14 protein-coding genes are annotated in these 13,791 nt (G+C 70.1%); 6 read left to right on the top strand and 8 right to left on the bottom strand.

The features are described from left to right. Positions 1–418: 418 nt before the first annotated feature. Both A5747_RS13730 and A5747_RS13725 read left to right on the top strand, forming a co-directional pair. A complete protein-coding gene (locus A5747_RS13730; protein WP_233148043.1) occupies positions 419–700 on the top strand; it encodes a hypothetical protein in 282 nt (93 codons plus the stop codon). A 195-nt stretch (positions 701–895) separates the two neighbouring features. Next, positions 896–1,528 carry a DUF732 domain-containing protein gene (locus A5747_RS13725; protein WP_076125044.1) on the top strand — a complete coding sequence of 211 codons (633 nt, stop codon included), beginning with the start codon at positions 896–898 and terminating at the stop codon, positions 1,526–1,528. Between the two features lie 3 nt (positions 1,529–1,531). On the opposite strand, the gene A5747_RS13720 is transcribed toward A5747_RS13725, so the two are convergent. Then, complete coding sequence (locus A5747_RS13720) at positions 1,532–2,137, bottom strand: riboflavin synthase (protein ID WP_076125042.1); 606 nt, start codon at positions 2,135–2,137, stop codon at positions 1,532–1,534. A 72-nt stretch (positions 2,138–2,209) separates the two neighbouring features. Between A5747_RS13720 and A5747_RS13715 the strand changes: the two genes are divergently transcribed. Beyond that, positions 2,210–2,914 carry an LppX_LprAFG lipoprotein gene (locus A5747_RS13715; protein WP_076125040.1) on the top strand — a complete coding sequence of 235 codons (705 nt, stop codon included), beginning with the start codon at positions 2,210–2,212 and terminating at the stop codon, positions 2,912–2,914. Between the two features lie 5 nt (positions 2,915–2,919). Further along, positions 2,920–4,470 carry an MFS transporter gene (locus tag A5747_RS13710; RefSeq protein ID WP_139333441.1) on the top strand — a complete coding sequence of 517 codons (1,551 nt, stop codon included), beginning with the start codon at positions 2,920–2,922 and terminating at the stop codon, positions 4,468–4,470. Here the strand turns inward: A5747_RS13710 and ribD are convergent. The 4 genes from ribD to fmt are packed head-to-tail and all read right to left on the bottom strand — an operon-like array spanning position 4,467 to position 8,510. After that, on the bottom strand, positions 4,467–5,492 hold the full coding sequence (ribD, locus tag A5747_RS13705) for a bifunctional diaminohydroxyphosphoribosylaminopyrimidine deaminase/5-amino-6-(5-phosphoribosylamino)uracil reductase RibD (protein WP_076125036.1): 1,026 nt from the start codon (positions 5,490–5,492) through the stop codon (positions 4,467–4,469). The two genes, A5747_RS13710 and ribD, sit on opposite strands and share 4 nt — an antisense overlap. After that, positions 5,489–6,187: a ribulose-phosphate 3-epimerase gene (rpe, locus tag A5747_RS13700; protein WP_076125034.1), complete on the bottom strand. Its 699-nt coding sequence runs from the start codon at positions 6,185–6,187 to the stop codon at positions 5,489–5,491. Before rpe ends, ribD begins: the two co-directional genes overlap by 4 nt. Before the next feature lie 32 nt (positions 6,188–6,219). After that, positions 6,220–7,584, bottom strand: a complete 1,365-nt coding sequence (locus tag A5747_RS13695) for an RsmB/NOP family class I SAM-dependent RNA methyltransferase (protein WP_076125032.1) — start codon at positions 7,582–7,584, stop codon at positions 6,220–6,222. After that, positions 7,581–8,510, bottom strand: coding sequence for a methionyl-tRNA formyltransferase (gene fmt, locus A5747_RS13690; protein ID WP_076125096.1), 930 nt, complete (start codon positions 8,508–8,510; stop codon positions 7,581–7,583). Before fmt ends, A5747_RS13695 begins: the two co-directional genes overlap by 4 nt. 118 nt (positions 8,511–8,628) lie before the next feature. Here fmt and A5747_RS13685 point away from each other — a divergent pair, with 118 nt between their 5' ends. Then, positions 8,629–9,444: a class I SAM-dependent methyltransferase gene (locus tag A5747_RS13685; protein WP_076125031.1), complete on the top strand. Its 816-nt coding sequence runs from the start codon at positions 8,629–8,631 to the stop codon at positions 9,442–9,444. 10 nt (positions 9,445–9,454) lie between these two features. Here the strand turns inward: A5747_RS13685 and A5747_RS13680 are convergent, their stop codons facing one another. From A5747_RS13680 to A5747_RS13670, 3 genes are all read right to left on the bottom strand, one after another. Then, positions 9,455–9,937, bottom strand: a complete 483-nt coding sequence (locus A5747_RS13680; protein WP_076125029.1) for a MarR family winged helix-turn-helix transcriptional regulator — start codon at positions 9,935–9,937, stop codon at positions 9,455–9,457. Between the two features lie 116 nt (positions 9,938–10,053). Then, on the bottom strand, positions 10,054–11,997 hold the full coding sequence (locus A5747_RS13675) for a primosomal protein N' (protein WP_076125094.1): 1,944 nt from the start codon (positions 11,995–11,997) through the stop codon (positions 10,054–10,056). Between the two features lie 78 nt (positions 11,998–12,075). Further along, the gene (locus tag A5747_RS13670; protein WP_076125026.1) at positions 12,076–12,810 is read right to left on the bottom strand and encodes a lysoplasmalogenase; all 735 of its coding nucleotides are present in this window, start codon (positions 12,808–12,810) and stop codon (positions 12,076–12,078) included. On the opposite strand from A5747_RS13670, the gene A5747_RS13665 reads away from it, so the two are divergent. Further along, on the top strand, positions 12,809–13,777 hold the full coding sequence (locus A5747_RS13665; protein ID WP_076125024.1) for an alpha/beta hydrolase: 969 nt from the start codon (positions 12,809–12,811) through the stop codon (positions 13,775–13,777). The genes A5747_RS13670 and A5747_RS13665 overlap by 2 nt on opposite strands. Positions 13,778–13,791 lie beyond the last annotated feature (14 nt).

Raw genomic sequence — 13,791 nt, 5'->3', positions numbered from 1 at the left:
CTTGCTGTCATAAGGGCCCGCATGAGGAGCCCGGCGTTGCATTCAGTATGAACCACCGCCGCCCCACAGTTATTGCCACGGCTTTTCGGCGGGACGGGGGGACTCGTCCGGTGACGCCGAGCAACTCCTTCCGGTGACGCATCCGTCAAAAACGGTGTGCCGGCCAGGCTCGTCGGCGTGCCGGTTGACCAGGCAAGACATCATCGCGGGACGCCCACCGCGGGGCGCGCAACGTAAGTCCGGCGTAAGTCGCAGTTAAGTGCCAGATGTGAGATCGAGCCGAGATACCGGAATCGGTTTCGGGCCCCTTCCGGTCGGGAATTGCAGTGTCATGACTATCAACACGCAAACCAAATCGTGGCGTCGCTTGTGTACTGGCGCCCTCGCAGCCGGTGGCGTGGCGTTGTCCACTCTCGGAGTGACCTCGGGCGTTGCCCAGGCGGTGCCTCCGTCCGCTCCTATGAATCACCATCACTGGTGCCCTGGCGACCAGTGGAACCCGGGCTGGGGCCCGTACCAGAACTGGAATAACTGCCGCGACTGGGACGACAACTACGGTCCGGCCGGTTACGGTGCTCCTCCGCCGTGGGCGCGGCCGATGCCGCCGCCCCCGCCGTGGGCGCCCTGGGCCCAGGTCGTGTGGAATCCCGATGTGGACGACTGGGGATTCTGGAACGGGCCCGCCTTCGTCCGGCTCTAAACCAGCGACAAACAACCGAGAAAGCCTTGACCGCAGCCGCACCCACGCGCTGCGGTCAAGTGCTTTGGTGAACTCACGGCAAACCAGCAGTTAATTTCCAGGGCAGGGGTGGAAGCCGATCTTAGCCGCACACGTGTGGCATAGATCACTATTCACGACCCGTAGGGGGTCCTAGCAGAAACGGAAACCCCTGCCATGTTTACCGGCATCACGACACACGCCGGCCCCCTGGTTATCGCGATCGTTGCGCTGTCCGGCGCCGCGATTTCGCGCGGCGGCGCGGCAGCGGCCGCACCAAACCAGGACGACCAGTTCCTCGCATTGCTCAATCAAGAAGGCGTCCCCGCCATTTCCGGCATACCGGAGCTCATCAAAACCGCCCATGAGGTTTGCGGCCAACTAGACAGCGGCATTCCGGTCAATACCGTGGTGGACGAGCTGGTGGACTTCGCCAACACCGCCACCCCCGGCGCCGACCCCGGCCGACTCCGTCGCACCGAGACCCGATTCCTCATTGCGTCGGCCGGCGCCTACTGCCCGAACCATCAGGTTGGCTTCACCAACCGGAATGGGTCACGACACCGGGTGAAGTTGGCCGCCTTCGTCGAAGGCGCTAATCCGACAATTCCGCCACGCCCACACGCACCGGACGCCGAGATGCTGAAGCCGCCACCGGCGGCGGCACCCGCCGCGCCGAGGCAGGCACCCCCGAAGGCTGGTCCGCCGCCGGGCGCCAGTGGCGGAGGCGGCGACCACGGTGGTGGCGGTACCGGCGGCGGTGGAGCGCCACCTGCGGCCGGACCGGGCATCATCGCGCTCGCGCCGTAATGCTCAGCCTGGGCGGCTCATCAACCGCTCGACGTATTTGGCGATGACGTCGACTTCGAGGTTCACCCGCGCGCCGACCGGGGCGCGACCGAGGGTGGTCACCTCACGGGTCGTCGGGATCAGCGAGACCTCGAACCAGTCCCGCGGCGCGGCGCCGAGCCCGGACACCGTCAGCGAAATACCGTCGACGGTGATCGAACCCTTCTCGACGACGTAGCGAGCCACCGCCTCGGGGACCTCGATCCGGACCACCTCCCAGTTCTCCGAGGGCGATCGGGAGACCACCTGACCGGTGCCGTCGACGTGGCCCTGGACGATGTGACCGCCGAGCCGGCTGTTCACCGCCGCGGCGCGCTCCAGGTTCACAGGGCTGCCCACCTCGAGTGCGCCCAGATTGGACCGGTTCAGCGTCTCGGCCATCACGTCGGCGGTGAATTGCCCGTCGCCCAGCAACTCGGCGACCGTCAGGCACACGCCGTTGACGGCGATGGAATCACCGTGGCCGGCATCGGCGGTGACGAGGGGTCCGCGAATGGTCAGACGCGCCGCATCGGCGAGGACGTCTCGGCTGGTCACCTCTCCGAGTTCCTCGACAATTCCGGTGAACATTGCACCAGGCTAATTGGCCACGGGCCCTGGCGTTCTCGAACCCGGTCCGCGGCACCCTCTACGATGCAGAGTATGCAGACCCGCCACCGTGTATTGGCCGTCCTCGCTTCCCTAAGCCTCACCACCGCCCTGATTGCCGGTTGTTCGTCGGGCTCGAAACCCAGCGGCGCGCCGCTGCCCGATGCCTCGACACTGGTCAAGCAATCCTCCGACACCACCAAGAACGTCAAGAGCGTGCACCTGGTGCTGTCGGTCCAGGGCAAGGTCCAGGGGCTGCCCATCAAGGTGCTCAACGGTGACCTCACCACCACCCCCGGCACCGCCGCGTCTGGCAATGTCCAGCTGACGTTGGCGGGCTCCGACATCGACGCGAACTTCGTCGTCTACGACTCGGTGCTGTATGCCACGCTGACGCCGAACAAGTGGAGCGATTTCGGCAAGGCCTCCGACATCTACGACGTCTCCGCAATCCTGAGTCCCGACAACGGCCTGGCCAACGTGCTGGCGAACTTCCGCGACGCCAAGGCCGAGGGCCGCGAAACGATCAACGGCCAGAACACCATTCGCATCAGCGGCAACGTCCCGGCCGACGCGGTGAACAAGATTGCGCCGCCGTTCAATGCGACGCAGGCGCTGCCGAGCACCGTGTGGATCCAGGAGAGCGGCGACCACCAGCTGGTCCAAGTCAACCTGCAGAAGAGCCAGGGCAATTCCGTCCAGATGACGCTGTCCAACTGGAACCAGCCGGTCACCGTCACGAAGCCCCCGGTCAGCTGATGGGCATGCGGGCGGGACGCGGCGTCGCGATCAGCGCGGGCAGCCTGGCGGTACTGCTGGGCGCCCTGGACACCTATGTCGTCGTCACGATCATGCGCGACATAATGCGGGACGTTCATATCCCGATCAATCAGCTGCAGCGCATCACCTGGATCGTCACGCTGTACCTGCTGGGCTACATCGCCGCCATGCCGCTGCTGGGCCGGGCCTCCGACCGGTTCGGGCGCAAACTGCTGCTGCAGACCAGCCTGGCGCTGTTCATTGTCGGCTCGGTGGTGACCGCGCTGGCCGGGCATTTCGGCGATTTCCACATGCTGGTCGCCGGCCGCACCATTCAGGGCATCGCAAGCGGTGCCTTATTGCCGGTCACCCTCGCGCTGGGCGCCGACCTGTGGGCCCAACGCAACCGCGCCGGCGTGCTCGGCGGGATCGGCGCCGCGCAGGAACTCGGCAGCGTGCTGGGTCCGCTGTATGGCATTTTCATCGTCTGGTTGTCCCACGACTGGCGCTACGTGTTCTGGATCAACGTCCCGCTGACCTTGATCGCCATGGCGATGATCCAGTTCAGCCTGCCGTCGCACGACCGCGCCGACGAGCCCGAGAAGATCGACCTGGTGGGTGGTCTGCTGCTGGCCGTTGCCTTGGGCCTGGCGGTCATCGGGCTGTACAACCCGCAACCCGACGGCAAGCAGCTGCTGCCGAGCTACGGGTTGCCCCTGGTGATCGGGGCGATCGCCGTCGGGGTGGTCTTCGTCATCTGGGAGCGCTTCTCGCGCACCCGCCTGATCGAACCGGCGGGCGTGCATTTCCGCCCGTTCCTGGCCGCGCTGGGCGCGTCGGTGACGGCGGGTGCGGCACTGATGGTGACCCTCGTCGACGTCGAGCTGTTCGGCCAGGGCGTGCTGCAAATGGACCAGAACCAGGCGGCCGGCCTGCTGCTGTGGTTCCTCATCGCGCTGCCGATCGGGGCGGTGCTGGGCGGCTGGATCGCCACCCGGATCGGCGATCGGGCGATGACCTTCATCGGCCTGCTGATCGCCGCCTACGGGTATTGGCTGATCCATTACTGGCGCGAGGATCTCTTGGAACAGCGGCACAACATCTTCGGCCTGATCACGTTGCCCGCGATGCACGCCGACCTGCTGGTGGCCGGCTTCGGACTCGGCCTGGTGATCGGGCCGCTGACGTCGGCCGCCCTGCGCGTCGTCCCGCCCGCCCAACACGGCATCGCCTCGGCCGCGGTGGTGGTGGCCCGGATGACCGGCATGCTGATCGGGATGGCCGCGCTGAGCGCCTTCGGCTTCTACTCGTTCAACCGGAAGCTGGCCCACCTGACGGCCGAGATCCCGCCCAACGCCACCCTGATGGAACGCGTGGCCGCCCAGGCGACCCTGTTCCTGAAAGCATTCGCCGAGATGTTCGGCGACATCTTCCTGATCACCGTGGGCATCTGTGTCGCGGGCGCGCTGCTGGGCCTGCTGGTCGGCGGCCGCAAGGAACACGCCGACGAAACGGAAGTCCCCGAACAAGAGGCCGTCGCGCTGGGCGAGCGCTAGCCGCTGTGCGGCACCAGGCTGATCACTAGGTCCGGACCGGCCCGGTCGACGCCGTCGAACTGCCAGCGCAGCGCCTTGGAAATGCTGGACACCCCCACGTCGTCGACGGCAGTGATGGGGCCACCCACCAGGATCGGCGCGACGTAGGCCAGGATGCGGTTGATCGCACCGGCCCGCAGGAACGCACCGGCCAGCGTCGGCCCGCCCTCCAGCAGGACATCGGTGCGGTCGGAAAGCGCCTTGAGCACCTCGGCGGGATCGTGGGTGCGAATCACCATGGTGCGCGAATCGTCGTTGAGAACCTTTGCCTCGGAAGGTATTTCGCGCATCCCGACCACGACGCGCAGCGGTTGCTTGTCCGCCAGCGAGCCGTCGGGCAGCCGGGCCGTCAGTGCCGGATCGTCGGCCAGCACGGTGCCGGTGCCGACGACGATCGCGTCGGCCATGCCGCGGCGCCGATGCAGATCCAACCGCGAGGCCTCACTGGAGATCCACTTGCTCGAACCGTCCGAGGCGGCGCTGCGCCCGTCGATGCTGCTGGCGTACTTCCACGTCAGGTGGGGCAGCCCGGTGCGTTGCCGGTGCAGCCACTCACGCAGCGGCCCGCTCGCCACCTGATCGGCCAGCACTCCGGAGCGCACCTCGACGCCCCCCGCCGACAACCGGTCCGCCCCGCCGCCCGCGATCGCGTTCGGATCCGCGACGGCGTAGACCACCGTCGCCACCTTGGCGTCGATCAGGGCGTTCACGCACGGCGGCGTCTTGCCGTAGTGGTTGCACGGCTCCAGGGTCACCACCGCTACGCCGCCGGCCGCCAAGCTCCCGGCCCGGCGCAGGGCCACCACTTCGGCGTGGTCGCCGCCGGCCGGCGCGGTGCCGCCGACGCCGACGACCCGGCCCTCGGGATCGAGGATGACGGCCCCGACCGGCGGATTCGGATAGGTGGCGCCCTTGACCTGATAGGACTGCTCGATGGCGAGGCGCATGGCCGACTCGATGCTGTCGACCCGCTCGAGGGTCATAAGCCCAGGTGCGGTGAGGCGGCACCGGCCTGACGCCGCAACGCCCGGACCGCGGCCTCTGGATCCTGGGCGCCGTACACCGCCGAACCGGCGACGAAGCAGTCGACGCCGGCCTCGGCGGCCTGCTCGATGGTCTCCTCGTTGATGCCGCCGTCGATCTCGACCAGGATCGTCAGCTCACCCGCGTCGACCATCTTGCGCACCGTCCGGACCTTGCTGAGCACCTCCGGGATGAAGCTCTGGCCGCCGAAGCCGGGCTCCACCGACATCACGAGGAAGGTGTCGAAGTGGGGCAGGATTTCGAGGTAGGGATCCAGCGGAGTCTTCGGCTTGATGCTGAGCCCGGCTTTGGCGCCGGCGGCGCGGATATCGCGGGCGACCCCGACGGGATTGTCGGTGGCCTCGGCGTGGAAGGTGACGTTGTACGCGCCCGCTTCCGCGTACGGGGGCGCCCACCGGTCCGGATTGTCGATCATCAGATGGCAATCCATCGGGATGTCCGTGTGGGTCAGCAGGCTCTCGACCACCGGCAGCCCGATCGTCAGGTTCGGCACGAAGTGGCCGTCCATCACGTCGACGTGCAGCCAGTCGGCACCCTCCACCGCGGCCGCCTCGTCGGCGAGCCGGGCGAAGTCGGCGGCCAGGATGGACGGTGCGATCAGGGGGCCCGGCACCGGTCCCGTGCTGCGTGACATGAGCGCAAGACTACTGAGCGGCGTCGCGAAGCTCACGCAAGGCGGCGCAGCGCGGCGGCGAACATCGCGTCGGTGCCGTGCCGGTGCGGCCAAAGCTGTGCGTAGGGGCCCTCTCCCAGCTGCGCGGGTTCGAACAGCGGCCGGGTTTCCAGCGCGCACACCGGCTGACGGCGCAGCGCGTCGGCGACCACGCCGACGGTTTCGGACAGGTGCGGTGAACAGGTCGCATACAGCACCACGCCGCCGGGCCGGGTCAGCGCGATCGCGGCGGCCAGCAGCTCGCGCTGCAGCTTGGTCAGCGCCGGCACGTCGGCGGGCTGACGCCGCCAGCGCGCCTCCGGCCGCCGGCGCAACGCCCCCAGCCCGGTACACGGCACGTCGACGAGGACGCGGTCGAATCCGGGTTCGAGGCCGGTGTCCCGCCCGTCGACCCGCAGCACGTCAACGCCGAGCCCGCGGGTGTTCTGCTCGACCAGCTCCGCGCGGCGCGGTGCCGGCTCGACCGCCGTGACCCCGGCCCCGGACTGCGCGCCCAGGCCCGCCAGCAGCGCGGTCTTGCCGCCCGGCCCGGCGCACAGGTCCAGCCACCGCCCCGCGTCGTCGTCGACCGGGGCCAGCGTCAGCGCGCGGGCCACCAACTGGCTGCCCTCGTCCTGAACCAGCGCGTCGCCGTCGCGCACCGGCGCCAGGCGCCCGGGGTCGCCGCCGGGAAGGTAGACCGCGTGCGGCGAATAGCGACCGACGCTGCCGCCCACCGCGTCGGCCAGTTCGGCGGCGGTGAGCACTCCGGGGCGTGCCGCCAAATGCACCTGGGGCCGTTCGTCGTCGCTGGCCAACAACGCGTCGAGTTCCGTCGCCGCCGCACCCAGCGCGTCGGCGAAGGCCTGGGCTATCCAGCGCGGGTGTGCGCGCACGAACGCGGCATGTCCGATCGGATCTCGCGAGGGATCCGGGGCCAACTCCTCGACCCAGGACTTCTCGTCCCGACCCGCGATGGTTCGCAGCACGCCGTTGACGAAACCCGCTCGCGCCGAGTCGAATTCGATGCCCGCCTGTTCGACCGTGGTGGATACCGCGGCGTGGGCGTCGACCCGGGTGCGCAGCAATTGATAGGTGCCGAGCCGCAGCAGGTCGAGCAGCACCGGGTTGATCGCGTCCGGCGACCTTCCGGCCGCCGCACCGATGATCGCGTCGAGCAGGCCCCGGGTGCGGCACGTCCCGTAGGTCAGTTCGGTGGCGAAAGCCGCGTCGCGGCCGCTGATTCCGCGTTCGCGCAGCCGCGCGGGCAGCGCCAGGTTCGCATACGCATCGCGCTCGCTGACGGCGCGCAGCACCTCGAACGCGGCGGCGCGGGCGGGGTCGAGCGGGCGGCGCCGCCGTCGCGGTTGTGGGCTCACGACGCCCGCGCGGCGGGATCGAGCCTGGCGCCGCGCGCCCAGTCCACGGCGTTCATCAGTTTCTTCCCGGGCGGCTGAATTTGGCCCAGCCGCACCGGGTCCGAGCCGGTGCCGATCCATACGCTCTTACGGTCGACGCGAATGTCGCCGGGCGGCAACGATTCTGGGGCCTCGCCGAGCTGCACCGGCCCCAGTTTGACCCGCAGGTCACCGATGAGCGTCCAGGCGCCGGGGTAGGGTGTCACGGCGCGGATGCGGCGTTCGACGACGGGCGCCGGCAGGTCCCAGCGCACCCGGGCGCCCTCGACGGTGATCTTCGGCGCGACGCTTACCCCGTCGGCCGGCTGGGGCCGCGGCGTCAGCGTCTCGTCGGCGATGCCGTCCAACGTGGTCGACAGCAGCGCCGCGCCGGAAAGGGCAAGTCGCTCAAGCAGATCGCCCGCGGTGTCGGTCGGCCGGATCGTCTCGGTGACGACGCCGTAGACCGGTCCGGAGTCCAGGCTCGGCTCGATCTGAAACGTCGTCGCCCCGGTGATCGTGTCCCCCGCCGCGATCGCGGCCTGCACCGGCGCCGCGCCGCGCCAGGCGGGCAGCAGCGAGAAGTGCAGGTTGATCCAGCCGCGCGGGGGCACCGCAAGCAGGGCGTCGCGCAGCAGTGCGCCGTAGGCCACCACCGCGCAGCACTCGGGCCCGAGGTCCGTGAGCTCCGCGACGAATTCCGGCGAGTTGGGCCGCGCCGGCCGCAGCAACGGGATGCCTCGATCGAGCGCCTCGCGGGCCACCGGTGACGGCTGCGGCGTGCCCCGCCGGCCGGAGGCGGCGTCGGGCCGGGTCAGCACGGCGACCACCTCGTGGCGGGGTGAGTCGATCAGGCCGCGCAGCGCGGGTAGCGCGGGCTCTGGGGTACCGGCGAAGACGAGACGCACGCGCACAAGTCTAGGAATGACGGGATCTCCGCAGGACATGCCCAGGTTTCACACAGTTGCATATGTATATTGTTTCTTTAAGTTACTATTTCTAGCAGTTCTTATCTTAGGAGGTCCGATGACCCTCGACACGACGACCGACGACCTGGCGTCAACACATCGCACCATGTGGGCGCTGGGCGACTATGCCCTGATGGCCGAGGAAGTGATGGCCCCACTCGGTCCAATCCTGGTGGTCGCCACCGGCATTGGGCCCGGTGACCGAGTGCTGGACGTCGCCGCCGGGTCGGGCAATATCTCGCTGCCGGCCGCCCGGGCGGGGGCCACCGTGGTGTCCACCGACCTGACGCCGGAGCTGCTGGCGCGGTCCCGGGCGCGGGCCGCGGCCGAGGGATTGACGCTCGACTACCGGGAGGCCAACGCGCACGCGCTGCCGTTCGGCGACGGCGAATTCGACACCGTGCTCTCGGCGATCGGCGTGATGTTCGCCCCGGACCACCGGCGCGCGGCCGGCGAGCTGGTCCGAGTGTGCCGGCCGGGCGGGACGATCGGCCTGATCAGCTGGACCGCGGAAGGATTCTTCGGCCGGATGCTGGCCACCATCAGGCCCTATCGCCCGAGCCTCTCGCCGGCCGTACCCCCGGCGGCGTTGTGGGGACGCGAGGACTACATCGCCGGGCTGCTGGGAGATCGAATCGGCGGCGTCGAAACCAGGCGCGGCATGTTGGCGGTGCACCGGTTCGACACCGCCTCGGCCGTCCACGACTACTTCAAGAATCACTACGGCCCGACGATCGAGGCCTACGCGAACATCGCCCACAATCGCGTGCTGACCGCCGAGCTCGACGCCCAACTCACCGAACTGGCAGAGCAATACCTCGCCGACGGCGCCATGGGGTGGGAGTACCTGCTGCTGGTCGCGGACAAGCGCTGAGACCCGGCGCCTACACGATGTCGACGTCGAGGTGCACGTCGGGTTCGCCGCCGGCGGCGGTGAACGCGGTCAGGGCCCGCACCAGCCCGTGCCGCTCCGGCGGCGGCATTTTCTCCACAATGGCCGCGATTTCGGAACGGCGGTACGCGGTGACCCGCCGAACGACCTCGCGCCCGCGCGGGGTCAGCGCGGCGAGCAATTCGCGCCGCGACGTCGGGTGCGGCAACCGATCGATCAGCCCGGCGGAGACGAGCCTGTCGACCATCCGCCCGGTGGCCGACGGCTGCACCCCCAGCAGGCCCGCCAGCGTGGCCAGGTTGACCGGGCCCCGATTGGAAAGGATGACCAGCGTCCGGAACTGCGGAATGGTGATGGACTCGTCGACCTGTCCGATGGAGCGGGCCGATACGGCCACCAGTAGCCGGGACGCGGTCAGCAACGCATCGGTGATCACATCCAGCGACTCGTCAGCCGCCGTCGCGTCCGGTGCCATCGTGCCCCCTCTCCCGGTAGCAGCGTCCAATATCGTAAGCACGGATTATTTCCTACGCACACTATCGCCATCGGGCGCGTCGATCCGTTGTCGGGTTCGGCTTCGGGTATTCGCCACTACCCGATGTGCAGCGGGTCCATCTGCACCCGGAGCGGCTGGTGGCTTTGCCGCGCGCTGAGCACGCCGACGGCGCGCCGCAGGCCGGCCGCCAGCGCCAGGCCCTGCTCACGGGGGACCCGGACCAGCATCCGGGTCACCGCCGCGCCTGCGGGGCTACCGGCCGGACGGCGCACCCCCGACGGCAGGTCGACCGGTCCGAGCAGCTCGGCCCCGTCAGGCAACCGGGCCTCGTCCAGCAACGCCGCGATGGCGCCCGCCGTCCCGTCGACGGCGGCCATGTGCACGCTCGGCGGCAGGCCGACTTCGGTTCGCGCGGTCAGCTCGGACTCCGCGTGACCCACCGGATCCCAGCGGATCAGCGATTGCACTGTGGGAATTGACGATTCGGCGACCAGCGTGACCACTCCCCCCTCGCCGCGGGGACGCACCAGCGCGGTGGCACTCATCCAGCGCCACAGGGCGTCCTCGGCCGCCCGTAGATCTTGCCGGCCCAGTAGCGCCCAGGTATCCAGCAGCAGCGCCGCGCCGTACCCGCCCGGCGCGCGGGGCTCGGCACCCGGGGTGGCGACAACCAGGGCGGGTCGGTCGGCGACGTCGGTCACGACGGCGTCGCCCGCCGAGGTGACGACCGCCGTGCCGGGGAACGCGCGGCCGAGCTCCTCGGCGGTGCGCCGAGCCCCCACGACGACCGCGCGCACCGCGTCGGATCCGCACCGCGCGCATCGCAGCGCCGGTTCGGCGCGGCCACACCAGCGGCACACGGCACCCAACCCGCGTTCCTGCAACGACAGCGGACCCGTGCAGTGCCGGCAACGGGCGATGGTGCGGCAGCGCCCGCAGGCGAGCGAGGGGACGTACCCGCGCCGCGGCACCTGAACGAGCACCGGCGCACCGGCCTCCAGCGACGCGCGGGCCGCGCCCAGCGCGATGGACGGTATGCGTGCGGTGCGGGCCGCCGGGTCGCGCTCGTCGGCATAGCCGCTGTCGTCCAAGGCCACCACCCGGGGAGTGCGGGCGCGCACCACCGGCCGGGCCGCCACGATGTCGTGCGCCCATCCGCTGCGCACCAGCGCCTGCGCCTCGGCGGTGCGGGCATAGCCCCCGATCAGCGCCGCGCATCGCGCCTGATGCGCGCGCAGCATCGCCACCTCGCGGGCATGCGGGTACGGCGCCCGCGGCTCGGCCAGGCTGTCGTCGGCGTCGGCCCAGACCATGACCAGGCCCAGGTCGGACAGGGGTGCGAACACCGCGCTGCGGGTGCCGATCACCAGCCGGGCGCTGCCCCGCAACGCGGCGAGCCAGCGCCGGTAGCGCGCGGCCGGCCCGAGGCCCGCCGACAGCGCGACCACGCAGTGTTCGTCGATCCGGGCCGTCGCGGATCGCCACAGCGCGTCCAGATCGCCCTGGTCGGGCACGATCGCCAGCACCGCGCGCCCGGCGCGGATGGTCTGCGCGGCGGCCTCGGCGAACCGGTCCGACCACGACTCGCCCGGCAACGCCTGCCACACCGCGCGCGCCGCACGCGACTCGGCCAGGGCCGCCAGGAATTGCCCGCCGCGGGCGTAGAGCTCCCACCCCGACGGGTCGACCGGTGCCGGCGGCGCCGGGTGCGGGGGCGCCGCGGTTTCCCGCTCCACCCTGGCGTGCCTGGCCGGAATGGCCAGGCGCAGCACGTCCGGCCGGGTGCCGGCGTACCGCGCGGCCACCGCGTCGACCAAGCGACGGATCTCCGCGGTCAGCACCGGCTCGGGCGACACGACACGATCGAGCCAACCCAGCTTGCCGGCGTGATCGGTGTCGTTGCGGCGCTCGAGCAGGAACGCGTCGACCAGCCGGCCGTGAAAACGCACCCGCACCCGGACCCCCGGCTGCGCATCGTCGGACTGCTCGGCCGAGACCAGGTAGTCGAATTCGCGATCCAGGTGCGGGACCGACAGCATCGGCAGCACCCTGGCGATGGGCTCCACCTCGACGGGTGTGCGCAGTTTGGCAGTCACGCTGCCCCGCGAGACGTGTTGCTACCCTTGGCTTTCAAGGTCCTCGGGGCTGTCATCGGCGGGTTGTTTTCGACCGAAAAAGAAACCGGCGGTGATCAGGATCTGGGCCGCGGCGTACGCCCACCAGATCGGCACCGCGAGCGCCTCGTTGCCCAGGATGAACCGGCCGACGCCGATCATCGCGTCCGACACGGCAAAACACACGGCCCCCACCGCGGTCCATATCGTCGGCAGCTCCGCCAGCAGTGCCGCGCACACCATGGCGGTCAGCACGACGATGTAGGCCGTGACCGCAAGCTTGTCCTTGCCCAGATGCGGCCACAGCCATGCCAGCAGTGACGTCGCCGCCACGCACATCACCGCGGCGGCGGCGAGGCGCGGCCGTGATCGCGCGTGCGCCAGGGGAAGCAGCGCGCCCAGAAAACACAGGTGCGCCAACAGGAACGCGGCCAGCCCGCCGACGAAGGACGGCCCCCACCACGGGATCGCGAGCAGCCAGTCGCCGACGGCCGACAGCAGCAGCGCCGGCATCAGCCAGCGCCGCTCGCGCACGATGGCGTGAACCACCGCGGCGACCGTCAGCAACAGCGCCATCGATGCCTTGAACGGCGGCTGCAGCACCCAATGACCGGTCAGCTCGATGCCCGGGGGTGAGCGCAATGCGATCACCGTCAGGTAGATGCCGTAGGCCAGTCCCGCCCAGCCGGCCACCACCCAACACCCGGCCACCAGGCGGGATGCGTACGGTACCTCCATGCCCGACTTGGAGAAAAAAGCCGACGAGATCGACCCCATCCTGCTGAAGGTACTGGATGCGGTTCCGTTCCGGCTATCGACCGACGACGGCATCGACGCTGCGCGCCAGCGGTTCCGCGACCTGCCGCGCCGCTCCTTCCATCCCGAATTGCGGGTCGAGGACCGGACCATCGACGGCCCGGCGGGCCCCATCGGCATCCGGATCTATTGGCCGCCAACCGATTCCGAAGCCACCCCGCCGAGCATCGGCTGGCCGGTCGTCGTGTTTTTTCATGGCGGCGGCTTCGTCGTGGGCGACCTCGACACCCACGACGGGGAGTGCCGGCAGCACGCGGTGGGCGCGGACGCGATCGTGGTGTCCGTCGACTACCGGTTGGCGCCCGAGCACCCGTACCCGGCCGCGATCGAAGACGCTTGGGCCGCAACGCTTTGGGTCGCAGAGCACGGCACCGAGATCGGCGCCGACAGTGCCCGGATGGCGGTGGCCGGCGATTCGGCGGGCGGCACCATCTCAGCGGTGATGGCCCAACGCGCCCGCGCCGGCAAGGGCGGACCGGCGTTGGTTTTTCAGCTGCTGTGGTATCCGTCCGCGATGTGGGATCCCTCGCTGCCGTCGTTCACCGAGAACGCCTCGGCGCCAATACTCGACACCCGCGCCGTCGCCGCGTTCTCCCGGTGGTATGCCGGCGAAATCGACCTGTCCGATCCGCCTCCCGGGGTAGCGCCGGGCCGGGCGAAAGACCTGGCCGGCGTGGCGCCCGCCTACATCGGTGTCGCCGGCCACGATCCGCTGCGCGACGACGGCATCCGGTACGGCGAGCTGCTGGCCGCCGCCGGTGTGCCCGTGGAGGTGCACAACGCCGAGGCGATGGTGCACGGCTACCTCGGCTACGCCGGCGTGGTCCCCGCGGCCACCGCCGCGCTGGAGCGCGGCCTCGCGGCGCTGCGCAATGCGCTGTACAGGTAAATCCCTGGCGTATG

Origin of the sequence: Mycobacterium sp. IS-836 (assembly GCF_001954275.1) — a bacterium.
Lineage (GTDB): Bacteria > Actinomycetota > Actinomycetes > Mycobacteriales > Mycobacteriaceae > Mycobacterium.
This window is presented reverse-complemented; position numbering and strand designations above follow the sequence as displayed.

Excerpts from the sequence above, each read along its gene's own strand:
- A5747_RS13725 (WP_076125044.1), top strand. The coding sequence starts at position 896 with ATGTTTACCGGCATCACGACACACGCCGGCCCCCTGGTTATCGCGATC.
- A5747_RS13720 (WP_076125042.1), bottom strand. The coding sequence starts at position 2,137 with ATGTTCACCGGAATTGTCGAGGAACTCGGAGAGGTGACCAGCCGAGAC.
- A5747_RS13715 (WP_076125040.1), top strand. The coding sequence starts at position 2,210 with ATGCAGACCCGCCACCGTGTATTGGCCGTCCTCGCTTCCCTAAGCCTC.
- A5747_RS13710 (WP_139333441.1), top strand. The coding sequence starts at position 2,920 with ATGCGGGCGGGACGCGGCGTCGCGATCAGCGCGGGCAGCCTGGCGGTA.
- ribD (WP_076125036.1), bottom strand. The coding sequence starts at position 5,492 with ATGACCCTCGAGCGGGTCGACAGCATCGAGTCGGCCATGCGCCTCGCC.
- rpe (WP_076125034.1), bottom strand. The coding sequence starts at position 6,187 with ATGTCACGCAGCACGGGACCGGTGCCGGGCCCCCTGATCGCACCGTCC.
- A5747_RS13685 (WP_076125031.1), top strand. The coding sequence starts at position 8,629 with ATGACCCTCGACACGACGACCGACGACCTGGCGTCAACACATCGCACC.
- A5747_RS13680 (WP_076125029.1), bottom strand. The coding sequence starts at position 9,937 with ATGGCACCGGACGCGACGGCGGCTGACGAGTCGCTGGATGTGATCACC.
- A5747_RS13675 (WP_076125094.1), bottom strand. The coding sequence starts at position 11,997 with ATGCTGTCGGTCCCGCACCTGGATCGCGAATTCGACTACCTGGTCTCG.
- A5747_RS13665 (WP_076125024.1), top strand. The coding sequence starts at position 12,809 with ATGCCCGACTTGGAGAAAAAAGCCGACGAGATCGACCCCATCCTGCTG.
- A5747_RS13670 (WP_076125026.1), bottom strand. The coding sequence starts at position 12,810 with ATGGAGGTACCGTACGCATCCCGCCTGGTGGCCGGGTGTTGGGTGGTG.